The organism is Pseudomonas sp. MBLB4136, from assembly GCF_051904765.1.
GTDB lineage: Bacteria > Pseudomonadota > Gammaproteobacteria > Pseudomonadales > Pseudomonadaceae > Aquipseudomonas.
Genome location: NZ_CP196713.1, coordinates 1,611,733 through 1,635,234, shown reverse-complemented (window position 1 = coordinate 1,635,234; position 23,502 = coordinate 1,611,733). Strand labels below are relative to the sequence as shown.

The 23,502-nt window shown below is 63.5% G+C and carries 24 protein-coding genes; 4 read left to right on the top strand and 20 right to left on the bottom strand.

Going from position 1 to position 23,502, the window contains the following annotated elements; all coding sequences use genetic code 11:
- The first annotated feature begins 257 nt into the window (after nt 1-257).
- Nucleotides 258-1,922 carry an electron transfer flavoprotein-ubiquinone oxidoreductase gene (locus tag ACSX1D_RS07605; protein ID WP_439861667.1) on the top strand — a complete coding sequence of 555 codons (1,665 nt, stop codon included), beginning with the start codon at nt 258-260 and terminating at the stop codon, nt 1,920-1,922.
- Between the two features lie 55 nt (nt 1,923-1,977).
- Here ACSX1D_RS07605 and ACSX1D_RS07600 read toward each other — a convergent pair whose 3' ends face one another.
- From ACSX1D_RS07600 to ACSX1D_RS07585, 4 genes are all read right to left on the bottom strand, one after another.
- On the bottom strand, nt 1,978-2,547 hold the full coding sequence (locus ACSX1D_RS07600; RefSeq protein WP_439861666.1) for a DUF1285 domain-containing protein: 570 nt from the start codon (nt 2,545-2,547) through the stop codon (nt 1,978-1,980).
- 9 nt (nt 2,548-2,556) lie between these two features.
- Nucleotides 2,557-3,159, bottom strand: coding sequence for a DUF4823 domain-containing protein (locus ACSX1D_RS07595; protein ID WP_439861665.1), 603 nt, complete (start codon nt 3,157-3,159; stop codon nt 2,557-2,559).
- Nucleotides 3,160-3,275: 116 nt separating this feature from the next.
- Nucleotides 3,276-4,244, bottom strand: coding sequence for a GTP 3',8-cyclase MoaA (locus ACSX1D_RS07590; protein ID WP_439861664.1), 969 nt, complete (start codon nt 4,242-4,244; stop codon nt 3,276-3,278).
- 90 nt (nt 4,245-4,334) lie between these two features.
- Nucleotides 4,335-4,973, bottom strand: coding sequence for a TetR/AcrR family transcriptional regulator (locus ACSX1D_RS07585; protein WP_208709324.1), 639 nt, complete (start codon nt 4,971-4,973; stop codon nt 4,335-4,337).
- Between the two features lie 75 nt (nt 4,974-5,048).
- Here ACSX1D_RS07585 and ACSX1D_RS07580 point away from each other — a divergent pair, with 75 nt between their 5' ends.
- Entirely contained in the window at nt 5,049-6,182 is a 1,134-nt protein-coding gene (locus tag ACSX1D_RS07580; protein WP_439861663.1) for an aminotransferase class V-fold PLP-dependent enzyme, read from the top strand.
- Between the two features lie 245 nt (nt 6,183-6,427).
- Here the strand turns inward: ACSX1D_RS07580 and ACSX1D_RS07575 are convergent, their stop codons facing one another.
- From ACSX1D_RS07575 to ACSX1D_RS07515, 13 genes are all read right to left on the bottom strand, one after another.
- Entirely contained in the window at nt 6,428-7,210 is a 783-nt protein-coding gene (locus ACSX1D_RS07575) for a TatD family hydrolase (protein ID WP_439861662.1), read from the bottom strand.
- Nucleotides 7,211-7,284: 74 nt separating this feature from the next.
- A complete protein-coding gene (locus ACSX1D_RS07570) occupies nt 7,285-7,641 on the bottom strand; it encodes a PilZ domain-containing protein (RefSeq protein WP_042556691.1) in 357 nt (118 codons plus the stop codon).
- A 35-nt stretch (nt 7,642-7,676) separates the two neighbouring features.
- A complete protein-coding gene (locus ACSX1D_RS07565) occupies nt 7,677-8,669 on the bottom strand; it encodes a DNA polymerase III subunit delta' (protein WP_439861661.1) in 993 nt (330 codons plus the stop codon).
- Nucleotides 8,662-9,294 carry a dTMP kinase gene (gene tmk, locus ACSX1D_RS07560; protein WP_439861660.1) on the bottom strand — a complete coding sequence of 211 codons (633 nt, stop codon included), beginning with the start codon at nt 9,292-9,294 and terminating at the stop codon, nt 8,662-8,664. Before tmk ends, ACSX1D_RS07565 begins: the two co-directional genes overlap by 8 nt.
- Nucleotides 9,291-10,355: an endolytic transglycosylase MltG gene (mltG, locus tag ACSX1D_RS07555; protein ID WP_439861659.1), complete on the bottom strand. Its 1,065-nt coding sequence runs from the start codon at nt 10,353-10,355 to the stop codon at nt 9,291-9,293. Before mltG ends, tmk begins: the two co-directional genes overlap by 4 nt.
- Nucleotides 10,356-10,358: 3 nt before the next feature.
- A complete protein-coding gene (gene pabC / locus ACSX1D_RS07550) occupies nt 10,359-11,174 on the bottom strand; it encodes an aminodeoxychorismate lyase (RefSeq protein WP_439861658.1) in 816 nt (271 codons plus the stop codon).
- Complete coding sequence (fabF, locus tag ACSX1D_RS07545) at nt 11,174-12,418, bottom strand: beta-ketoacyl-ACP synthase II (protein ID WP_439861657.1); 1,245 nt, start codon at nt 12,416-12,418, stop codon at nt 11,174-11,176. The genes pabC and fabF overlap by 1 nt, the downstream gene beginning before the upstream one ends.
- 106 nt (nt 12,419-12,524) lie before the next feature.
- The gene (gene acpP / locus ACSX1D_RS07540) at nt 12,525-12,761 is read right to left on the bottom strand and encodes an acyl carrier protein (RefSeq protein ID WP_439861656.1); all 237 of its coding nucleotides are present in this window, start codon (nt 12,759-12,761) and stop codon (nt 12,525-12,527) included.
- 197 nt (nt 12,762-12,958) lie between these two features.
- Nucleotides 12,959-13,702, bottom strand: a complete 744-nt coding sequence (gene fabG / locus ACSX1D_RS07535; protein WP_439861655.1) for a 3-oxoacyl-ACP reductase FabG — start codon at nt 13,700-13,702, stop codon at nt 12,959-12,961.
- A gap of 15 nt (nt 13,703-13,717) precedes the next feature.
- Nucleotides 13,718-14,656: an ACP S-malonyltransferase gene (gene fabD / locus ACSX1D_RS07530; protein ID WP_439861654.1), complete on the bottom strand. Its 939-nt coding sequence runs from the start codon at nt 14,654-14,656 to the stop codon at nt 13,718-13,720.
- A gap of 106 nt (nt 14,657-14,762) precedes the next feature.
- Nucleotides 14,763-15,773 (bottom strand): phosphate acyltransferase PlsX, encoded by a 1,011-nt coding sequence (gene plsX, locus ACSX1D_RS07525; protein WP_439861653.1) that lies wholly within the window; start codon nt 15,771-15,773, stop codon nt 14,763-14,765.
- A 3-nt stretch (nt 15,774-15,776) separates the two neighbouring features.
- Nucleotides 15,777-15,959: a 50S ribosomal protein L32 gene (gene rpmF / locus ACSX1D_RS07520; RefSeq protein WP_025167420.1), complete on the bottom strand. Its 183-nt coding sequence runs from the start codon at nt 15,957-15,959 to the stop codon at nt 15,777-15,779.
- Nucleotides 15,960-15,972: 13 nt separating this feature from the next.
- The gene (locus ACSX1D_RS07515) at nt 15,973-16,500 is read right to left on the bottom strand and encodes a YceD family protein (protein ID WP_439861652.1); all 528 of its coding nucleotides are present in this window, start codon (nt 16,498-16,500) and stop codon (nt 15,973-15,975) included.
- A 106-nt stretch (nt 16,501-16,606) separates the two neighbouring features.
- On the opposite strand from ACSX1D_RS07515, the gene ACSX1D_RS07510 reads away from it, so the two are divergent.
- A complete protein-coding gene (locus tag ACSX1D_RS07510; protein WP_439861651.1) occupies nt 16,607-17,185 on the top strand; it encodes a Maf family protein in 579 nt (192 codons plus the stop codon).
- Nucleotides 17,186-17,239: 54 nt separating this feature from the next.
- Here the strand turns inward: ACSX1D_RS07510 and ACSX1D_RS07505 are convergent, their stop codons facing one another.
- The 3 genes from ACSX1D_RS07505 to rluC are packed head-to-tail and all read right to left on the bottom strand — an operon-like array spanning nt 17,240 to nt 19,851.
- Nucleotides 17,240-18,220: a S49 family peptidase gene (locus ACSX1D_RS07505; RefSeq protein ID WP_439861650.1), complete on the bottom strand. Its 981-nt coding sequence runs from the start codon at nt 18,218-18,220 to the stop codon at nt 17,240-17,242.
- Nucleotides 18,210-18,905, bottom strand: coding sequence for an HAD-IA family hydrolase (locus ACSX1D_RS07500; RefSeq protein WP_439861649.1), 696 nt, complete (start codon nt 18,903-18,905; stop codon nt 18,210-18,212). Before ACSX1D_RS07500 ends, ACSX1D_RS07505 begins: the two co-directional genes overlap by 11 nt.
- On the bottom strand, nt 18,898-19,851 hold the full coding sequence (gene rluC / locus ACSX1D_RS07495) for a 23S rRNA pseudouridine(955/2504/2580) synthase RluC (RefSeq protein ID WP_439861648.1): 954 nt from the start codon (nt 19,849-19,851) through the stop codon (nt 18,898-18,900). Before rluC ends, ACSX1D_RS07500 begins: the two co-directional genes overlap by 8 nt.
- Before the next feature lie 567 nt (nt 19,852-20,418).
- Between rluC and rne the strand changes: the two genes are divergently transcribed.
- The gene (rne, locus tag ACSX1D_RS07490; RefSeq protein ID WP_439861647.1) at nt 20,419-23,472 is read left to right on the top strand and encodes a ribonuclease E; all 3,054 of its coding nucleotides are present in this window, start codon (nt 20,419-20,421) and stop codon (nt 23,470-23,472) included.
- The last annotated feature ends 30 nt before the right edge of the window (nt 23,473-23,502 follow it).

Here is a 23,502-nt window from a genome sequence, read left to right as displayed (position 1 = left end):
AGTCGGCCGGAACCGCTCTCCAGCCCAAGCGGCGGGCGCAAAACCGCCCGTATCTTGACCGCGCGCCCCAGTCCGGTCAATACGACGGGCCGGCCAGGCATCTGCGATGTAGTAAGATTCTACCAGTCCTACAGAAAATTCAAACAAACGTTTGTATTGGACCGACCAGAGGGTGTAGATATAATGCCCGCGCTTGGCCCGGGGAACGAGCCTGATCCTCAAATAAAATTAGAGAGCCTTTGAGTAGGAGATAGCCTGTGGAACGCGAATTTATGGAGTTCGACGTCGTCATCGTCGGCGCCGGCCCTGCCGGATTGTCCGCCGCCTGCCGACTGAAGCAGAAAGCCGCCGAAGCGGGTAAGGAAATCAGCGTCTGCGTGGTCGAGAAAGGCTCGGAAGTCGGTGCGCACATTTTGTCTGGCGCGGTGTTCGAGCCCCGCGCATTGAACGAACTGTTCCCCAATTGGAAAGAACTCGGCGCGCCGCTGAACACCCCGGTCAAGCGTGACGATATCTACCTGCTGAAGAACGCCGAAAAGGCCAGCCGCATTCCAGACCTGTTCGTGCCCAAGACCATGCACAACCAGGGCAACTACATCATCTCCCTGGGCAATCTGTGCCGCTGGCTGGCCCAGCAGGCCGAGAACCTTGGCGTGGAGATCTACCCGGGCTTCGCCGCTCAGGAAGCGCTGATCGATGAGCAGGGCGTGGTCCGCGGCATCGTCACAGGCGACCTGGGGGTCGATCGCGAGGGCAACCCGAAAGAGGGTTACTACACCCCGGGCATGGAGTTGCGGGCCAAGTACACCCTCTTCGCGGAAGGCTGCCGCGGCCATATCGGCAAGCAGCTGATCAACAAGTTCAACCTCGACTCCGAAGCCGACGCCCAGCACTATGGCATCGGCATCAAGGAGATCTGGGATATCGATCCGGCCAAGCACGAGCAAGGCCTGGTGGTGCATACCGCCGGTTGGCCGCTGTCGCTGGTGGACAGCGAAAACACCGGCGGCTCCTTCCTCTATCACTTGGAAAACAACCAGGTAGTGGTCGGCCTGATCGTCGACCTGTCCTACAGCAACCCGCACCTGTCGCCGTTCGACGAGTTCCAGCGCTACAAGCACCACCCGGTGATTGCCCAGTACCTGGAAGGCGGCAAGCGTGTGGCCTACGGCGCCCGCGCCATCTGCAAGGGCGGCCTGAACTCGCTGCCGAAGATGGTCTTCAATGGCGGCGCACTGATCGGTTGCGACCTCGGCACCCTGAACTTCGCCAAGATCAAGGGCAGTCACACCGCCATGAAGTCCGGCATGCTCGCCGCCGACGCCGTGGCCGATGCGCTGTTCGCCGGCGCCGAGGGCGGAGACCAGCTGACCGGCTATGTCGAAGCATTCAAGGCCAGCTGGCTGTATGACGAACTGTTCCGCAGCCGCAACTTCGGCGCGGCGATCCACAAGTTCGGCGTACTGGGCGGTGGCGCATTCAACTACGTCGACCAGAACCTGTTCGGCGGCAAGATCCCCTTCACCCTGCACGACACCAAGCCGGATCATGCCTGCCTGAAGCCGGCTGCCGACTGCGCGAAAATCAGCTACCCCAAGCCCGACGGCAAACTCAGCTTCGACAAGCTCAGCTCGGTATTTCTCTCCAACACCAACCATGAAGAGGAACAGCCCTGCCACCTGAAGCTCACCGACCCGAGCATTCCGCTGGCGAAAAACCTGCCGCTGTACGACGAACCGGCGCAGCGCTATTGCCCGGCCGGGGTGTACGAAATCGTCACCCAGGAAGATGGCGAGAAGAAGTTCCAGATCAACGCGCAGAACTGCGTGCACTGCAAGACCTGCGACATCAAGGACCCCGCCCAGAACATCACCTGGGTGGCGCCCGAGGGCACTGGCGGCCCGAACTATCCCAACATGTAAGACGCAAAAAAGGCTCCCTCGGGAGCCTTTTTTCCTATCCGCTAACAGCCCGCAACTAATCCGGCTGCGGGCCGAGCGGGAAGAACGTACCGGCACTCCACACCCCCAGCCAGGCCTGGCCTTCGATCTTCCGCGGCACCGCCAGCTCGACCAACTGGTAGAACACGTTGCGATGCACCAGCGCTTCCAGGTTCGCACGTATATGTAGGTAGGGTGCAGGCTCCTGGGTCGCGGCATCCAGCGCCACCCGCAGCGGGTGCTCGGCCCCGGCCAGAACCTCATCCTCGACATTGGTGGTGAAGTACAGCGACTGCCGCTCCCCCTCCCCTTCGACCCGCAAGGTAACCACCACGAAGGGCGCATCATCGACCTGAATGCCGACCTTCTCCACCGGGGTGACCAGGAAATAGTCATCGCCATCGCGTCGGATGATGGTTGAAAACAACCTAACCATCGGCTTGCGGCCGATCGGCGTGCCCATATAGAACCAGCTGCCGTCCCGCGCGATGCGCATGTCGATGTCGCCGCAGAAGTCCGGATTCCACAGATGAACCGGCGGCAGGCCCGGCTTATCGGGCTTGGGAATCTGTGCCAGCAGGTCGCCGGCCTTGCCTGAATCGCTCATCAATGCTCCTCAACGACCGACACCGAGCAGGCTGCGGGCATAGTCGCGCAGCGGCGGGCCGATCAGGTCTTGCGGTTGCGCATCGTAGAAGGTCAGGAAACCCCCTCGACTGCGAATGCGGGCAGTATCCACCAAAAAGCGCGTATTGGTTTCGATCAGCATCAATTGAATCACACTGCGGTCGGTGCCGAGGCGATCCAGCGCCTCCTGATCGGCCCACTCGTCCGCAGTGCCGATGCGATCATCGCTATAGGCAAAACGACTGTAGAGCAGGTAGTGCGCGCCCGCCGTACGCGCCTGCGCCATGGCCTCCTCGAGGCCGGCTGGATTGCGGGCACGACGCACCATCGGGAAGTACTGGACGAAGCCGCTGAACGCCTCCTCGGCAATCACATTAGGCCGCGGATAGCCGTGACCCGGCGGGACGAAATGCCCTTGGGCGATATAGATAAAGGAGTCCTGCTGCAAGCGACGCGAGGCCATACGCTCGGTCCGCCCGTGATCGAGTATGCCGGCATCACGCAGGTGGCATTCGGCGCCATCGGCCAGGTCGCTGACCTTCATGCAGCCGGCCAAGGCCAGCAGCGCCAGCGTAAGCATCAGGAATCGCATTGCACCTCTCCCGTCCGGGTGACAGAAAATCGTCAGATGGCGGAGCGATGCAGAAACCACGCCACAACTGTCGCCAGACTTCTACCCGCCGGACAAGCAGGCAGCAAGCGCACGACTCAGCCGCCGATGATCTTCATCACCGTCGCACCGCCGGAGAAGGCAAGCTCCTGCTTGTCGCCGAGCGCCTTGACCAGCAGCCGCTGCAGCGCCGGCAGCGCCTGATGGCGCGGTTTGTCCAACAGATCGCCGACGTAGTGGCGATTGCTCGATGACAGGCAACCATGCAGCCAACCGGTCGACGACAGTCGCAGGCGCGAGCAGGTCCGACAGAAGGGCACGCTCTCGTTGGCGATAACGCCAAAGTAACCCAGGCCGGGAATCTCGTAGCGCAGGGCCGTTGCATCCACCGGCGCATCGGCCTGGACGAAGTCATGACGCTCATCGATCATCGCCAGCAACTCCGCCAGCCCGACGAACCGCTGCAGGAAGCCGTTGCCGTCGCGCGCCAGGTGGCCCATGCGCATCAGCTCGATGAAGCGCAGCTCGAAGCCACGCTCCAGGCAGTATTCGAGCATCGGCAGGACCTGATCGAGGTTCTGCCCGCGCAGCGGCACCATGTTGACCTTGATCTTCAAGCCGGCCGCTCGCGCCTCATCCATGCCCGCCAGCACAGTGGCCAGATCACCGCCACGGGCGATCGCGCGAAAGGCGCCGGCGTCCAGGGTATCGAGAGACAGATTGAGGCGGCGAATACCGCTCTCCACCAGCAGCGGCAACTTGCGCGAGAGCAGCTGGCCGTTGCTGGTCAGACTGATGTCCTCTAACCCCAGGTGACCGATACCGCGCAGAAAGGGCTCCAGCTTCGGGCTGACCAGGGGCTCGCCACCAGTGATACGCAACCGCTCGATACCGGCCGCCTCGATCAGGTAGGCGACGCCGCGCACCATGGCGTCGGCGCTCAGCTCATCCTGGGCGGCGACCAGGCGCTTGCCATCCGGGACGCAATAGGTGCAGGCGTAATTGCAGGCGGCGGTCAGACTGATGCGCAAGTTGCGAAAGCGTCTGCCTTGGCGATCAACGATCATGAACGACTCCGGCGATTGATAACGTCGAGTATATCGCCGCAAGCCAGGCGGACACCCGCACTACAAGCGTTATTGACCAGCCGAATAACGTCAGGCTAGCGGCTGCTCGCCATCGCGCTTGCGCTTGTTACCCATCCGCACGCCGATATCCATGAGGAACTGGAAGAAACCTTCCTGATCTTCCAGTACATTGCTCCAGAACGGCGAGTGGTACAGCGCCACCGCGCCATGCACGAGGGCCCAGGCGGCGCAGTAGTGGAAGTAAGGCGGCACGTCTTCCAGCTTGCCCTCGGCGATGCGCCCCTTGATCAACAGGGTCAGACGCTCGAAGTTGGACGCCCGGATCTTGTGCAGCTGCTCGACCATCTCTGGCACCTGATTGCCCTTGACCACCTTTTCCTCCAGGCGGTCGAACAACCGGTAGCGCTGAGGGTCACGCATGCGGAACTCGAAGTAGGCACGCGACAACGCTTCCTTGTCGCGATCGACGTCGGCAGAGTGGAACAGCTCGTTCAAGTCACGCTCGTAGTCGAGCATCAGACGCAGGTAGATCTCCGCCTTGGACTTGAAGTGCTTGTAGATGGTGCCTTTGCCGATTCCGACCGCATCGGCAATCATCTCGACGGTCACGCTGTCTTCGCCCTGCTCGAGGAACAATTTCAGCGCGGTATCGAGAATTTCCTGTTCGCGGCGGCGAAACTCACGGACCTTACGGGGTTCTTTCTGCATAAAGGGGCTAAGGAGTCGAAAATCGAAGCCGGCTATTATGCCTGTTTAGCGCCAAATTGCACGGATCATCCGACCATGTACGCCATTCGAGAAGAATTCCCCCAGATAGCCGAACTGCGCTACCTCAACCACGCCGCCGTCGCCCCCTGGCCACAACGCGCCGTGGCAGCGGTCCAGCGCTTCGCCGAGCAGAACGCCCAGATCGGTGCGCGCGACTACCCGGCCTGGCTAAAGATCGAGGGCACCCTGCGCGAACGCCTGGCACGGCTGCTCAACGCGCCGAGTACAGATGACATCGCACTGGTCAAGAACACCTCCGAAGCCCTGTCATTCGTGGCCTTCGGCTTGGAGTGGAGAAGCGGCGACCAGGTCGTGATCAGTAGCGAGGAGTTCCCCTCCAACCGGGTGGTCTGGGAAGCGCTCAAGCCCCAGGGCGTGGAGGTGATCCAGGTCGGACTGCACGAGGGCGACCCGGAAACCGCCCTGCTCGCCGCCTGCGGTCCGCGCACCCGCCTGCTGTCGGTCAGCGCTGTGCAATACGCCAGCGGACTGCGCCTGGATCTGGAGCGCCTCGGCCATGGCTGCCGCCAGCGTGGCGTGCTGTTCTGTATCGATGCCATCCAACAACTCGGCGCCCTGCCCTTCGACGTCAGGCGCTATCAGTGCGACTTCGCCATGGCCGATGGCCACAAATGGCTGCTCGGCCCGGAAGGCCTGGGCGCCTTCTATTGCCGCAGCGAGCTGCGCGAGCAGCTGAAACTCCATGAGTACGGTTGGCACATGCTCGAACATCCCGGGGACTACCAGCGCCAGGACTGGCAAGTCGCCACGAGCGCCCGGCGCTTCGAATGCGGCAGCCCGAACCTGCTTGGCGCCACGGCCCTGGAGGCCAGCCTGTCACTGCTCGAGGAAGTCGGCATGGACGAAGTGGGCAAAGCGCTGCAGGAGCGGGTGCAATGGCTGCTCGATGGCCTCGAGGCACAGCCCGGCGTCAGCCTGCACAGCCCCCGCAATCCTGCGCGGCGCGCCGGCATCGTCACCTTCAGCCTGGCTGGCTGGGACAATCAGGCGCTGCTCGAACACCTCAGGGGCGAACAGGTGATCTGCGCCCAGCGTGGCGGGGGCATTCGCCTGTCGCCACACTTCTACAGCGAAGCGCGGATAATCGAGGAAACCCTGCAGCTGCTGCACCGGCTTGCAGCAGGTTGAGGACTCAGCAGCTATCCGAGTATTCCAAAACTGTTTAAAAACGCGGCGAACCAGGGTGGACGATCGGGAATCTTCGCCAATACTAAGGAGTACTGGTGCGCGGCATCTCCCCCCAAGTGCCCCGCCAGGCAAGGTACCGTGGACCGCGTACCTTGATTTACTCCTAATGGTCTTAACCCGGATTCATCCCCCAGAACCCGGGTTTTTTTTGTCCCGAGTTCCGTCCCCACACCCCGGGCACCGCGCTAGGCGACGCGTGCCAACGGGAACAGCCGCTTGAAATTGGCGGTGGTCTGCTCGGCCAGAGTCTCGAAACTTACCCCACGCAGCAGCGCCAGGTACTCGGCCACGTCACGCACATACTCCGGCAGGTTCGGCTTGCCGCGGTGCGGAACCGGCGCCAGATAGGGGGAGTCGGTTTCCACCAGCAAGCGGTCAGCCGGCACCTGCCGGGCGACCTCGCGCAGTGCCTCGGCATTGCGAAAGGTGACGATGCCAGACAGGGAGATATAGAACCCCAGATCGAGCGCCGCCCTGGCCATCTCCCAGTCCTCGGTAAAGCAATGCAGCACCCCGGCCTGCGGCAAGGCGGCCTCGCGCAACAGCGCCAGCGTGTCGGCGCGGGCCTCGCGAGTGTGCACGATGACCGGCTTTCCGGTGACCTGGGCGGCCTGCAAGTGCAGGCGAAAGGCCTGCTGCTGCGCCTGCGCGGCTTCCGGTTCGTAGTGATAGTCCAGCCCGGTCTCGCCGATGGCGACCACATGCGGGTGATTCAACTCGGCTAACAACCACTCTAGGGCAGGCGCCGCGCCGGGCTGCAGGTCCAGCGGGTGGACGCCCACCGAGCAGTCGACATCAACATAACGCTCGGCCAGGCCCTTGACCGCCGCCGCATTGTCGGCACTCACGCCGATGCAGAGAAAATGGCCGACGCCACGGCGGCGCGCAGCCGCCAGCGCCGCATCGAGCGAACCCTCATGGGCGGCCAGATCGAGGCGGTCGAGATGACAGTGGGAATCTACCAGCATGGATAACAATCACTTGAAGATCGATGCCGGAACAGGCACCGCGGGCTCCGTGGCCCGGATGGAAAGACAGCGGGTCACATGGTGTGGGTCGGACGGTCCGACTTCAGCGCTCCCGCGAGGTAGGTCTCGATCTTGTTGCGGGCGGTGTTGTCGCCCTCGTTGAACTGCACGCCGACGCCGGCCGCCCGGTTACCCTGCGCGCCCTTCGGGGTGATCCAGACCACCTTGCCGGCGACCGGAATCTTCTCCGGCTCATCCATCAGGTTGAGCAGCATGAACACTTCGTCGCCGAGCTTGTAACTCTTGTTGGTCGGAATAAACAGCCCGCCATTCTTGATGAACGGCATGTAGGCGGCATAGAGCACGGACTTGTCCTTGATGGTCAGAGACAAGATTCCATTACGCGGACCCAAGTTAGGTGGCAAGCTCATGCGGCATTCCTAGCTTCATTACTCAATGACCGATTCTAGCCCGGTCCGGGCAGGCTTGCCCACTGCACCAGCAGCGCTTCGAGAAGCAACACGCTGTTTAGGTTGCCCTTTCCCAGCACTTTCTGGCGCTGCTGCAGCAGCCAGTCCTGCATGGCCAGCACCTTGGCTTGCGGGGTCTTCTCCGCCAGGTACTGCACCACCTTGCGCATGTCGTCGAGCCCGAGGCCCTGCTCGTCGCGGGTCAGCTGATAGCGCAACATAAGCTGCGCCCAGTCGCAGAACCAGTCGAACAGCATGGGCATTGGCAGGGTCTTCCAGGCCTCGGCCAGCTGGCTGGCAGCAGCCTGCTGCTTGAGCAACTTCTTCACCCCCTCGACCACCAGCGCACGCTGCTCACGCACCCCTTGCTGCTGCAGGGCGCGCGCAGTCAATGGCGAACCCGCAGCCAGGACCAGCAGCTCGCGACACTCCTGCTCGCCGCACTCCGGCAGCGCCCGCGCCAGCCAAGCCAGGCTGGTCGCCGGATCAGGCAGCGGACAGGCCTGCTGCACGCAGCGGCTCTTGATGGTCGGCAACAGCCGGCTTGGCTGGTGGCTGAGCAACAGCAGCACGGTGTCGCCGGAAGGCTCCTCCAGGCTCTTGAGTAGGGCGTTGGATGCCGCCAGGGTCATGTCTTCGGCAGGCGGCTCGGCAATCATCACGACCTTGCGCCCGCTCAGCTGCGCGGTCTTGTTGACAAAGCCGATCAGTTCGCGCACATCGTCCACGCCGACGCTTTTCTTGTCCCCGCTCGGCTTCAGCTCGAACATATCCGGATGACTGCCGGCCGTCAGCAGGTGGCAGCCCTTGCACTGGCCGCAGGCCTCCAGTCCGGCGGGCTGCTGGCACAACAGGCGCGCCATCAAGCGCTCGGCCAGGGCGCGCTTGCCGATCCCGGCGGGGCCCAACAGCAGGTAGGCATGGGCATGCTGGGTGCGACCGGCCAGCTGCTGCCACAACGCAGCCTGCCAGGGATAGGCTTCAGCCACGGCACAGCTCCACGATCTGCGGAAGCAGGGCATCCAGGCTTTGCTGCACCAGGCTCAACGGCTGCGCGGCATCGAGGATTCGGTAGCGCTGCGGCGCCGATTCGGCACGACGCAGGTAGGCCTGGCGCACCGCCTCGAAAAAGGCGCCCCCTTCCTGCTCGAAACGATCCAGGCGCCCCCGAGCGGCGGCACGCGCCAAGCCGACCTCGATCGGCAAGTCGAAAACCAGGGTCAGATCCGGGCGCAGCGGCCCCTGGACGAAGTCTTCGAGCACGGCGATCCGCGCCTCGGACAGACCACGACCGCCCCCCTGGTAGGCATAGGTGGCGTCGGTGAAGCGGTCGCAGAGCACCACGCAACCGCGTGCCAAGGCCGGACGAATGACCTGGGCAAGGTGCTGGGCACGCGCGGCGAACATCAGGAGCAGCTCGGTGTCTGCCGCCATCGGCTCATCGCTCGGCGTCAGAAGCAGCTCGCGCACTCGCTCGGCCAGCGGCGTACCACCCGGCTCGCGAGTCAGCAGTACTTCGATCCCCTGCTCCGCCAGACGCGCCGCCAGGTATTCGCGATTGGTACTCTTGCCTGCCCCTTCCGGACCTTCCAGGGTAATAAACAAACCGCTCACGGGGCGTCCTTATGATTGCTTGACTGTGCAGGAGCGGGACTGGAGCGATAGTCCGCGCGTCGATTGAGCTGGTAGGCACGCACCGCTCGATTGTGTGCCTCCAGCGTATCGGAAAATGCGTGGCTGCCGTCGCCACGGGCCACGAAATACAGGCTGCTGCCCGGCACCGGGTGCAAGGCCGCATGGATCGCCTCACGCCCGACCAGGGCTATCGGCGTTGGTGGCATGCCGTCGATCATGTAAGTGTTGTAGGGGGTGGCCTCACGCAAATGGGCACGCGACAGCTTGCCGTTGTAGCGTTCGCCCAAGCCGTAGATCACCGTCGGGTCGGTCTGCAGGCGCATGCCAATGCGCAGGCGGCGGACGAACACGCCGGCGATAGCGCCGCGCTCCTCGGGCACGCCGGTCTCCTTCTCGATCATCGAGGCCATGATCAGGGCGTCGTAAGGCTCACTGTAGGGCAGCCCATCGGCCCGCCCCTGCCACTCCTCAGCCAGCACATGCTGCAGGCGGGCGTAGGCCTGCTTGAGCAGGTCCAGGTCACTGGTACCGCGCACGTAGCGGTAGGTATCGGGAAAGAAGCGGCCCTCGGGATTGACCCCGGGCAGCCCGAGGCGCTCCATCAACTGCTCATCGCTCAAGCCAGCCAGACTCGACTGGAGCTTGTCGGCACGTTCCAAGGCGGCACGTACCTGGCGGAAGCTCCAGCCCTCGATCAGGGTCAGACTGTACTGCACCACGTCCCCCCGGCGCCATTGCAGCAGCAGGTCATTTACCGTTTGGCCGGGGGTCAGACGGTACTCGCCACTGTGCAGGGGCTGCCCGCGCAGATTGAAGCGCCAGTAGAGCCGTAGCCAGAAGGCATCCTTCAACATCCCTTCGGCCTGCAGGCGATTGAGCACGCCGCCCGGGGTCGAACCGCCAGGCACTTCGAGCAGGCGTTCCTCGCTCAGCTGCAGCGGCTGCTGCAGCGCCGTGTGTTGCTGCCAGGCAGCAAAGACGACCAGCAAGCCGGCCAGCAAAACGCCGGCCTCGAGCAGCAACAATATCTTGCGTATCACAGATCAGCAGTCCAGTAGATCGCGGGCTATGGCCTGCAGTTTACGGGTGAGCGGGCCTACCGACCAGTCGCGCTCGAGCAGCGCCCGCACCGGCCATACTCCGTAGAGGCTGTTGCAGAGGAAGACTTCATCGGCGCTCAGCAGCTCGCCAAGCGCTATATCGCGCACCTCGCAGCGGACGCCAAGCGCATCGGCCTGCACCAGCAGCTCCGCACGCATTACCCCGGCGACACCACAACGCGACAGATCCGGCGTCAGCAGCGCGCCACCCTTGCAAATAAACAGGTTGCTAAACACGCCCTCGATCACCCGCCCGGCCCCATCCCGCATCAGGCCCTCGGCATGCTCGGCGTCCTGCCACTCGCCCCGCGCAAGCACCTGCTCCAGGCGATTGAGGTGCTTGAGGCCGGCCAGCAATGGCTGCTCGGCCAGGCGCGTCGCACACGAGAACAGGCGTACACCCAACTCGGCATGCTGCCTCGGGTAGTCCGGCTTCGCACTGCCCAGCAGGATACGCCGCGCCAAGGCCGGCTGCGGCGGCGCGTAGCCGCGCAGGCCATCGCCGCGAGTGAGGATCAGCTTGGCCACACCCTCGCCCAACTGCCGACTGAAGGCCAGCAGCTCCCCACGCAGCGTTACCACATCGAACGGCAGCTGCAGGCGCGCGCAGCCATCAGCCAGGCGCGCCAAGTGGCGATCCAGCAACCTAGGGGTGCCGCCACTGACGGCGAGGGTTTCGAACAAACCATCGCCGTAGGCCAGGCCGCGGTCCGTTACGGAAAGCAGCTCGGCCGGGTGCCCGTCGACCCAGCTCAGCATCAACCGGCGAACCGGCGGAACACCAGCGAGCCGTTGGTCCCACCGAAGCCGAAGGAGTTGGAAAGAACCACGTCGATGTCCATCGCCTTGGCCTGGTGCGGCACGAAGTCGAGGTCACAGCCCTCGTCCGGCTGATCCAGGTTGATGGTCGGCGGTGCGACCTGGTCGCGCAGCGCCAGCACGCTGAAGATCGCCTCCACCGCCCCGGCTGCGCCGAGCAGGTGGCCGGTCATCGACTTGGTCGAGCTGACGGCCAGCTGGTGGGCGTGCTCGCCGAATACCGACTTGATTGCCGCCACCTCAGCCTTGTCGCCCGCCGAGGTCGAGGTGCCATGAGCGTTGATGTACTGCACCTGACTGCCATTAAGCCCGGCATCGCGCAGGGCGTTGGCCATGCAGCGCGCCGCGCCAGCGCCGTCTTCCGGTGGCGAGGTCATATGGAAGGCATCGCCGCTCATGCCGAAGCCGATGAGCTCGGCGTAGATGGTCGCGCCCCGCGCCTTGGCATGCTCCAACTCTTCCAGCACCAGCGTGCCGGCACCATCGGACAGAACGAAACCGTCACGATCCTTGTCCCAGGGGCGGCTGGCCTTGGTCGGCTCGTCGTTGCGCGTCGACAGCGCGCGCGCCGCGGCGAAACCGCCGATCCCCAGACCGCAGGCCGCCATCTCCGCGCCGCCTGCCACCATCACGTCGGCTTCGCCATAGGCGATGTTGCGCGCCGCCATGCCGATGCAATGGGTACCGGTGGTGCATGCCGTGGCAATGGCGTAATTGGGCCCCTGCAGACCCAGATGGATCGACAGAAAGCCGGAAATCATGTTGATGATCGAACCTGGCACGAAGAACGGCGAAATGCGCCGGGGCCCCTGCTCATGCAGCGACTTACAGCTGTTCTCGATGTTGGTAAGACCGCCGATGCCGGAGCCGAGCGCGACGCCGATGCGCTCGCGGTTGGCATCGGTCACTTCCAGGCCTGAGTCGTGCATCGCCTGAAAACTGGCCGCCAGGCCGTACTGAATGAATAGATCGAGCTTGCGAGCCTCTTTGGCCGACAGATACTGCTCGACGTCAAAGCCCTTCACCGAACCGCCGAAGCGGGTGGAATAGGCGGACAGGTCCATGTGCTCGATCAGGCCGATGCCACTGCGCCCGGCCAAAATGCCCTGCCAGCTGCTCGGCACATCGTTACCCAGCGGCGAAACCATGCCCATACCGGTAACCACGACGCGTCTACGCGACACAGCAATCTCCTCTTGTTCGGTTTACAACGCTCGCATTGCGCTTAAAGAAAAGCCGCACGCCCGATGAAGGCGTGCGGCTTTTCCTAGTCGGGAATCGACGATTCGCTTACTGCGCGTTGGCAGTAACGTAATCGATAGCTTCCTGAACGGTGGTGATCTTCTCAGCTTTTTCGTCCGGGATCTCGGTCTCGAATTCCTCTTCGAGAGCCATCACCAGCTCAACAGTGTCAAGAGAGTCGGCACCCAGGTCTTCAACGAAGGAAGCGCTGTTGGTTACTTCCTCTTCTTTGACGCCAAGCTGCTCGGCAACAATTTTCTTGACGCGTTCTTCGATGGTGCTCATACCTTGTTCTCACTCCTAATGGGACAAATCCAGGCCACTGGTCGGCGGCCAAGTGTATAGAAAGGGTTTTTAGCATTTCAAGCTGAATGCCAGGGTGCCCCCAGGAACACTTCAACGATCTGTCTATAAACCAGTTGCAGCTTTGAATCGGATTTTAGACAGCGTCTATGACAGTTTTCCGGAAGCATCCGTCACATTTAGCTCATGTACATACCGCCATTCACAGGGATAGTAGCTCCTGTGACGTAGGCTGCGCCATCGGAAGCGAGGAAAGCGACTACTTTTGCAATCTCCTCTGCCTGCCCCAGACGGCCCAGCGGAATCTGCGTCAACAGCGCATCGCGCTGAGCTTCCGGCAGTTCACGGGTCATGTCGGTATCGATAAAGCCCGGCGCCACCGCATTTACGGTGATCGCCCGCGACCCGACTTCGCGAGCCAGCGCACGACCAAAACCTTCCAATCCGGCCTTGGCGGCGGCGTAGTTTACCTGCCCGGCGTTGCCCATGGCGCCAACCACCGATCCGATATTGATGATGCGCCCGAAGCGCGCCTTGGTCATGCCGCGCAGCACGGCCTTGGTCAGGCGGTACAGGCTGCTCAGGTTGGTGTTGATGACATCGAACCACTCGTCATCCTTCATCCGCAGCATCAGATTATCGCGGGTGATACCGGCATTATTGACCAGGATCAACGGCTGACCGAGATGCTGCTGGATATGTTCCAGGGTGCTCGCCACCGACTCGTCATCGCCAACATCCAGCACCAGACCTGCGCCCTCGATGCCGTTGGCTTTCAGGGTTTCGGCGATACGCTCGGCACCAGATGCCGAGGTCGCCGTGCCGATAACTACGGCACCTTGGCGCCCCAACTCGAGCGCAATCGCCTGGCCAATGCCGCGACTTGCGCCAGTGACCAGGGCAACCTTACCTTGCAGGCTCATAAAACCTCTCCTCAATCAGGCCAATGCCGCACGGGTGGCGGCGAAGGCGTCCGGGGTATCCAGATTATGGGTATTGATGCCTTTGACGCAGCGCTTGTTCAGGCCTGACAACACCTTGCCCGGCCCGCACTCGACCAGATCGGTCACGCCCTGTCCGGCCAGGCATACCATCGATTCGACCCAGCGCACCGGGCTATACAGTTGCGCCAGCAGATCGCGCTTGAGCGCATCGAGATCCGCCACCGCCGTCGCACTGACATTCTGCACCAGCGGAATCTGCGGAGTTTGCCAGGCAATCGCCGACACGGCTTCGGCGAAACGCTCGGCAGCCGGGCGCATCAGTGCGCAATGCGAAGGCACACTGACCGGCAGCGGCATGGCGCGCTTGGCACCACGGGCTTTGCAGGCCTCGACGGCACGCGTCACGGCGGCCGCGACACCGGCGATGACCACCTGCCCCGGGGCATTGAAATTGACCGCGCTCACCACCTCACCCTGCGCGGCTTCCGCACAGGCCGCCAGCACATCGGCGTCCTCCAGCCCCAGGATAGCAGCCATGCCGCCCTGGCCGGCGGGTACCGCCTGCTGCATCAACTGACCGCGATGCTCGACCAGCTTCACCGCGGCAGCGAAGTCCAGACTGCCGGCGGCCACCAGCGCCGAGTACTCACCCAGGCTGTGACCCGCGACATATGCCGGACGAGCCCCACCCTGCGCCTGCCACAGGCGCCAGAGCGCGATGGAGGCCGCGAGGATCGCCGGCTGAGTCTTGTCGGTCTGGTTCAACTGTTCTTCCGGCCCCTGCTGGGTCAATGCCCACAGGTCGTAGCCGAGCGCATCGGAAGCCTCGGAAAAGGTGTCGATGATCAGCTTCTGCTGCGCACCATGCTCGGCCAGCATCGCCAGGGACTGGGAGCCCTGACCAGGAAAGACAAATGCGAGGGATGCAGACATGTATAGGTTTCCCTAGTGATCTTAGCGTCGGTCAAAGTCGCGCCAAGCAACAACCAAGCGCAACAAACTGAAGGTTGGATGACAGGGCGCCAGCCCCGGTCACATCCTAGAGCAACAGGTCCTCGAGCCGCCCATGCAAGCGCTGCGGAAGATTCTCCTCGACCTCCGCCAACGCCCGGCGAATCGCGCTCCTGAAGCCATCCTCGCCGGCCGCCCCATGGCTCTTCACCACGATCCCCTGCAGACCGAGAAAGCTCGCGCCGTTAAGCCGCGCCGGCGCCAGCTCCGCCCGCAGGCGCCGTAGCAGCGGCAGCGCCAGCGCGCCGACGATGCGCGCACCGGCACTGCTCTTGAACAACGCCTCGATGCGCGCGGAAATCATCGCCGCCAGGCCCTCACTGGATTTGAGCAGGATGTTGCCGACAAAACCGTCGCACACCACCACATCGGCCTCACCACGATACAGGCCGTCGCCCTCGACAAAGCCGCAGTAGTTCAAGCCAGACGCCTGCTGCAACAGACTCGCGGCGAGCTTGACCTGCTGATTGCCCTTGATGTCTTCGGTTCCGACATTGAGCAGCGCAATGCGCGGCCTGGCGATCCCCACGACCTCGGCGGCCACCGCCCCCATCACGGCAAACTGATAGAGATGCTCGGCACTGCAGTCGACGTTCGCCCCCAGATCGAGCAGAAGGCAATGCCCCGCCCGGGTCGGAACCGCCGTCACCATGGCCGGGCGATCGATACCCGGCAGCGTCTTCAGCACGTAGCGTGACAACGCCATCAGCGCCCCAGTATTGCCGGCACTGACACAGGCCTGCGCTCGACCGTCACGGACCAACTCCAGGGCGATGCGCATCGAGGCATCGGCCTTGCTGCGTAACGCCTGCGCCGGACGCTCATCCATGGCGATCACTTCACTGGCGTGCTCGACACGCAGGCGCGCGCGATCAACACCAGGGTTACGGGCGATCAGGTCTTCGATTAGAGGAGCTTGGCCGACTAGGACCAGGTGCAGCGAGGGGAACTCGGCCAGACAGGCGATGCTGGCTGGAACAATGCAGCGGGGACCGAAGTCCCCACCCATTGCGTCAATCGCGATGATCGGAGCAGACAAGGATTACTCGTCAGCGCCCTTGTCGATCACTTTGCGACCACGGTACACACCTTCCGGAGAGACGTGGTGGCGCAGGTGTACTTCACCGGTGCTCTTCTCGACGGACAGAGCATTGCCTTCGAGAGCGTCGTGCGAACGACGCATGTCACGGGCGGAACGGGATTTTTTGTTCTGCTGAACAGCCATAACTAATTAACTCCTAAACGTTTGGGTCACGCTTTAACTGTGCCAATACACTGAACGGGTTGGACCGCGTTACCTCGTCCTCGCTCGACTCGGGCTCTTCGAGGCCGGCCGGCTGCTGGCAATCTTCAGGGTCATGAGCCGGAACGATAGGCAAGGCGAGCAACAGCTCATCCTCAACCAGCGCCAGCAGATCCAATGGCTCTTCACCCAACTCCAACACGTCATAGCCTTTCGGCACAGACTGGGTATTCGCGCCTTCTTTCACCACAGCGTAATCACATGCGCTTTGGATCGGCAGTGCGACCAGCTCCAGACAACGCTGGCAAACCATCTTGACCTCAACCTCGAGCTCGCTGCGCATGACCACAGCATTGCGCTCGTCGCGCCCGAAGATAAACTTCGCGCGCACCATGCCTTGGTTATCGGCAAGCGGGTCGCAGAGTCGCAGCAAGCCAGCCAGCGAAACCGTTCCCTCGAGAGCGGTGCCACGATCAGCCAGTTTGCGCGGATCAACGTGAGGTGGAATCGGACCATTCGACATAGGCGCCGCATTCTAGGGATGCGCCCACCCCCTGTCAAAGGAAATTCGGCCTGTCCGGCACCCGGACCGACAGCTAGAATCGCCCTCCTTATATAAGGAGTCCATCATGCTGCCCTTGGTACTTGCTTCGAGCTCACCTTACCGCCGCGAGCTCCTGGCCCGCCTGCGCCTGCCCTTCACTTGGAGCGCCCCGGCGATCGATGAAAGTCGCCCGCCCGGCGAAGACGCCAGCAGCCTGGTTCGACGCCTCGCCCAGGAAAAAGCCAGCGCCCTCAGCCCCTCCCATCCCAAGCATCTGATCATCGGCTCCGACCAGGTCGCCGTTCTTGGCCAGGACATTCTCGGCAAGCCCCACACATTCGAGCGTGCGCACGCCCAATTGCTCGCCGCAAGCGGAAACAGCGTCACCTTCCTCACCGGCCTGGCCCTGCTCAATAGCGAGACCGGCCACTGCCAGGTCGATTGCGTGCCGTTCACCGTGCACTTTCGCGCACTGAACGAAAGCCAGATCCGCCGCTACCTGGAAGCCGAGCAGCCCTACGACTGCGCCGGCAGCTTCAAGGCCGAAGGCCTGGGCATCAGCCTCTTCCGCAGCACCGAAGGATCCGATGCCAGCAGCCTGATCGGCCTGCCCCTGATCCGCCTGGTGGACATGCTGCACGACGCGGGCATCGACATCCCATAACCCAACAACGAAAAAGCCCGACCTAAGCCGGGCTTCTCAACGCGACAAGGAAAACTAACGCAGGGCCGGCCCCTGGACCCCCATCCACAGCGCCGCCTGCCCTGCGACACCGGCGCCCAGCTGCTTCGCAAAGCGATCGAGAGGCGACTCCTGCACGGTGAAATCGACCAGCTTCTCCGCCCCGACCACCTCCCGCGCCACGTAGCTGCTATTGCCCAAGGCATCGACGAGCCCCAGCTCCAGCGCCTGCTCCCCCGACCAGACCAGCCCCGAGAACAGCTCAGGATGCTCGTCGACCTTGAGGCGTTCGCCACGCCCCTGCTTGACGCTGTCGATGAACTGGCGATGGGTGGTCTCGAGGACCTCCTGCCAGAAGCGCGCCTCCTCCTCCTTGGGCGGCTGGAACGGATCGAGAAACGTCTTGTGCTCGCCCGAGGCATAGACCCGACGATCGACCCCCAGCTTCTCCATCACCCCGACGAAACCGAAGCCCGCCGCAGTGACACCGATAGAGCCCACCAGACTGGCCTTGTCGGCGTAAATCTGATCCGCGGCACTAGCGATGTAGTAAGCGCCCGAGGCCCCGAGATCACTGATCACCGCGTACAGCTTGATCGCCGGATACTGGGCGCGCAGACGACGAATCTCGTCAAAGATGTACCCCGACTGCACCGGACTGCCGCCCGGACTGTTGATCCGCAGAACCACGCCCCTGGTATTGGCATCCTCGAAGGCCGCACGCAGGCTGCCGACAATGTTGTCGGCACTGGCAACCTCCTTGTCGGAAATCATGCCCCGCACTTCGATGAGCGCGGTATGCGCGCCACCCTTCGCGACACCCTTCTGCCAATCGAGCAAAGGCGCGAACAGGGCCAAGGCGACGAACAGATAGACGAAGGTCAACAGCTTGAAAAAGATCCCCCAGCGCCTCGCCCGGCGCTGCTCCTGAACCCCCGCTAGAAGCGTCTTCTCCAGCAACTTCCAGCTCTTGGCATCACTCTCACCCACAGTCGACGCCTTCCATTCATCCGACATATTGACTCACCCCACCGATCAATCCGGTTGCGCGACGCTCCAGCCAGCTGCGCAACTCCATGAAATTCTCTATCGCCAGCTTTGGCCCATGCTCGCGCAGCACCGATAGCGGCTGCGCGCCATAACCCACCGCCACCGAATCAACACCCGCCCGCCGGGCCATTTGCAGATCGAAAGCCGAATCGCCAACCATCAGCGCCCGCTCCGGAGAGACCTCGCAATACGCCAGTATCTGCTCCAGCATCAGCGGCTCCGGCTTGCTCGCCGACTCATCCGCGCAGCGCGTCGCGTCGAAATAATTCAGCCAGCCACGCTGCGCGAGCACCCGCTGCAAGCCATTACGCCCCTTACCCGTCGCCACAGCCAGACGATAGCCCGCCACCCGGAATGCCTCCAGCGCCTCGGCCACACCAGGGAACAACGCCGAAGGCTCGGACTCCAGCAGCAGATACTGTTCACTGTAGCAACGCCGAAAGCGCTCGACGCGCACAGGCTCGTCTAGCTCCGGATACAACGAGCGAATCGCCTCAGGCAATCCCAAGCCGATGATGCCCTTGACCTGGACATCACTGCAGCGCCGCAACTCACAGGCATCGGCCGCCCGATGCATGGCCTCGACGATCCGCCCGATGGAATCCACCAGCGTGCCATCCCAATCGAAGATCAGCAGCTGGTAATCAGACACTCAATCGCTCCAGCGTGCGCGCCCACACCTCATCGACCGGTGCCTCGAGCCGCAGCTCACCGCCATCGGGCAGCGGCACCACCAGTGCATAGGCATGCAGAAACAGGCGCTTGCCGCCCAGCTCACGGATTTCGCGAGTGAACTGTTCATCGCCGTACTTGCTGTCACCGGCAATGCAATGCCCGGCATGCTTGCTGTGCACGCGAATCTGGTGAGTCCGCCCGGTCACCGGCTTGGCCTCGACCAAGGTCGCGAACTCGCCGAACCGGCGCAATACGCGAAACACGGTCAAAGCCTCCTTGCCCTCGGCATCGACCTCGACCATGCGCTCACCCGAGCGCAGGTTGCTCTTTTGCAGCGGGGCATTGACCTGCTTCTTCGCCGTTGCCCAATAGCCCCGCACCAGCGCCATATAGCGCTTGTCCACGCCATCGCCACGCAGCGCCTCATGCAGGTGGCGCAACATGCTGCGCTTCTTGGCGATCATCAGCAGGCCCGAGGTGTCGCGATCGAGACGATGGACCAGCTCCAGATCCTTGGCATCCGGGCGCAGCTGACGGAACGCCTCGATCACCCCGTAATTCAGGCCACTGCCACCATGCACCGCGATACCGGCCGGCTTGTTCAATACGATCAGCGCCTTGTCCTCGTAGACAATTGCCGCCTCGAGGCGCTCGAGCAAACCCTGCGCCAGGGGCTCAGGCTCATCCCGCTCAGCCAGGCGCAGCGGCGGCACGCGCACGATATCGCCTGCCTGCAGCTTGTATTCCGGCTTGATCCGCCCCTTGTTCACCCGCACCTCGCCCTTGCGCAAGATGCGGTAAATCAATGTCTTGGGCACACCCTTGAGCTGGGTGCGGAGGAAGTTATCGATACGTTGGCCGGCGAGTTCCGGTGCAACCTCGAGCAGCTGGACGCCGGAGGTTGGAGAGAGGGGAGTAGTCATCGCGCAATAATAACAATTTTTTATGGAATTGAAGCACTTAATCATTGCTGCTATAGTCGCGAACGCCGCCAAAAGCGGTCTGGTCTGCGGATGTTCGCCAAAACTGCCATCCCCACACCGACGCAACCCATTCAGGACGTAAGGCCGTCCGACGGGACTTTCGCCGCAAAGGCCGCGAATAACTCGGAAATAAAGCCTTAAGCCATGACGCGCGCGCCTCCCCTTTGGAGAGCCGCGGTAAATGCCAACCCGCTGCAGATTCTGCGAGCGGCACCCGATTTTCAGCGATACGTGTAGGGTGGAGATGTACAACTGTCGGACTGCGTAGCAAATAGCTTTACCAAGACGCTTCATCTCGTCCGCTACCGACAGCTGATTCCTCCTCCTGAGCAAGTGCTTTCTGTCACAACAGCAAGCAGGAGACGTCCGTCGCGGCCCAGCCCAACTGGCTGACTGCCGCTCGACAATGAAACGATTTACGACCGTTTCTGACGCGCCTGACACCGACCCTGAGAGTCGTGTGTGCCGAACGCCGTTTCCGCCAGCACCGGAAACCGACGGTACTACATGAAAAGAATGCTGATTAACGCGACTCAACCCGAAGAGTTGCGTGTTGCCCTAGTCGACGGCCAACGCCTGTACGATCTGGACATCGAGTCGGGCGCCCGCCAGCAGAAGAAGGCCAACATCTATAAGGGCCGCATCACCCGCGTCGAACCGAGCCTCGAGGCGGCGTTCGTCGACTTCGGCTCCGAGCGCCACGGCTTCCTCCCGCTCAAAGAAATCTCCCGCGAATACTTCAGCAAGGCCCCCGAGGGCCGCGTCAACATCAAGGACGTGCTCAAGGAAGGCCAGGAAGTCATCGTCCAGGTCGAGAAGGAAGAGCGCGGCAACAAGGGCGCCGCCCTGACCACCTTCATCAGCCTGGCCGGCCGCTACCTGGTACTGATGCCGAACAACCCGCGCGCCGGCGGCATCTCCCGCCGCATCGAGGGCGAGGAGCGCAACGAACTGCGCGAGGCCCTCAACGGCCTGAACGCCCCGGGCGACATGGGCCTGATCGTGCGCACCGCCGGCCTCGGCCGTTCCAGCGAAGAAATGCAGTGGGACCTGGATTACCTGCTGCAACTGTGGAGCGCCATCAAGGAAGCCTCCCTGGATCGCGCCGCGCCCTTCCTGATCTACCAGGAAAGCAACGTGATCATCCGCGCCATCCGCGACTACCTGCGCCAGGACATCGGCGAAGTACTGGTCGACAGCGTCGAGGCCCAGGAAGAAGCCCTGACCTTCATCCGCCAGGTGATGCCGCAGTACGCCAGCAAGATCAAGCTGTACGAAGACAGCGTGCCGCTGTTCAACCGCTTCCAGATCGAAAGCCAGATCGAAACGGCCTTCCAGCGCGAAGTGAAACTGCCGTCCGGCGGTGCCATCGTCATCGACCCGACCGAAGCCCTGGTGTCCATCGACATCAACTCGGCGCGCGCCACCAAGGGTAGCGACATCGAGGAAACGGCCCTGCAGACCAACCTCGAAGCGGCCGAAGAAATCGCCCGTCAGTTGCGCCTGCGCGACATCGGCGGCCTGATCGTCATCGACTTCATCGACATGACCCCGGCGAAGAACCAGCGCGCCGTGGAAGAGAAAGTCCGCGAGTGCCTGGAAGCCGACCGCGCCCGCGTCCAGGTCGGCCGCATCTCGCGCTTCGGCCTGCTGGAAATGTCCCGTCAGCGCCTGCGCCCGTCGCTCGGTGAAACCAGCGGCATCGTATGCCCGCGCTGCGACGGCCAGGGCATCATCCGCGACGTCGAGTCGCTGTCGCTGGCCATCCTGCGCCTGATCGAAGAAGAAGCCCTGAAGGACCGCACCGCCGAGGTCCGCGCCCAGGTGCCGATCCCGGTCGCCGCCTTCCTGCTCAACGAGAAGCGCAACTCGATCACCAAGATCGAACTGCGCACCCGTGCGCGCATCGTGATCCTGCCGAACGATCACCTGGAAACCCCGCACTTCGAAGTGCAGCGCCTGCGTGACGACAGCCCGGAAGCGCAAACCGCCCAGTCCAGCTACGAAATCGCCACGACCGAAGTGGAAGAGGAAAAGCAGGCTGCCGCCACCCGCACCCTGGTTCGCCAGGAAGCCGCTATCAAGGCCGCGCCGCCACGCACCGCTCCTGTACCGACCCCGGCGCAGGTCGAGGAAGAGCCGGTAGCCCAGCCGGCTGCCAGCGAGCCGAGCCTGTTCCGTGGCCTGGTCAAGTCCCTGGTCAGCCTGTTCGCCGGCAAGGAAGAGGAAAAGCCGGTCGTCATCGAGAAGAAGACCAGCGAGCGTCCGGCTCGCGGCGAAGAACGCCGCAGCGGCCGCCAGCAGAACCGCAGCCGCGGTGGTCGCCGCGATGAGGAGCGCAAGCCGCGCGAAGAGCGCAAGCCGCGTGAAGACCGCGCCCCTCGCGAAGAGCGTCAGCCCCGTGAAGACCGCGCTCAACGCGAAGAACGTGCCCCGCGTGAAGAGCGTCAGCCTCGCGAAGCCGTCGAAGTGCGCGAGCCGCAGGAAGTGCGTCAGTCGCGCCCGCCGCGCGAAGGCCAGGAAGGCCGCCGCGAACGCAAGCCGCGTGAAGAGCGCCAGCCGCGCGAACTGCGCGCACCGCTGGACGCGCCGGAAAGCGCCGGCAACGAAGAAGAGGCACGTGCCGAGCGTCCGCAGCGCGAACCGCGCCAGCCACGTCCGCCGCGTGAAGAGCGTCAGCCGCGCGCCGAACAGGCTGCGGCCGACGAAGAAGTACTGAATGCCGAGCCCCAGGCGACTGACGACGAGCAGGAAGGCAACGAAGGCGGCGAGCGTCCCCGTCGCCGCTCCCGCGGCCAGCGCCGCCGCAGTAATCGCCGCGAGCGTCAGCGTGATGCCAGCGGCAACCTGATCGAAGGCAACGACGAAGCAGGCGAAGACGGCGGCGAATCTGCAGCTGCTCCTAGCGCGGCGGCGGTCGTGGTAGCCGCCGCGGAAGTGGCCGGCGAAACCGCGAGCAACGAAGCGGCAGTCACCGAGCCAGTCGCCAGCGAAGCCCCGGCCGAGCAGGCAGCCAGTGCGGCGAGCGAGCCCGCAGCAGAGGCCGAGCCGGTGGTAGAAGCCGCTCCGGCTCCGAGCGAAGCGCCAGCTCCAGCTCCCACAGCCGAAGCCGCCGAAGCCGCCGAAGCCGCCGAAGCCGCCGAAGCCGCCGAAGCCGCGCCGAGTGTCAGCGAAGCGCAGCCCGAGGCCGTAGTCGAGACTGCTGCCGCCGAGCCGATCGTCGAGCCCGCACCGGCCCCGGAAGAAGCTGCGCCAGAGCCCGCTCCGGCTCCTAGCGCCAGCGGCCGTGCGCCGAACGACCCACGCGAAGTGCGTCGCCGCCAGCGCGAAGCCGAGCGCCTGGCCCGCGAAGCAGCCGAAGCGGCAGCCGCTGCCCCGCAGGCCGAGTCCGGCGCCGCCGAAAGCGCGGCGCAAGCCGATGCCGAAGCGGTCGAGACCAAGGTAGAGGCAGTCGAGCAGACCCCGGTCGAGGCAGCAGAAGCCGCCCCCGAGCAAGCCGAGGCTCAGCCTGAAGAAAAGGCCGAGGAAGACGACAAGCAGCAGGCGAAACCACACGCCTGAGGCGATTCGGCGACATGAAAAAGGGGATGC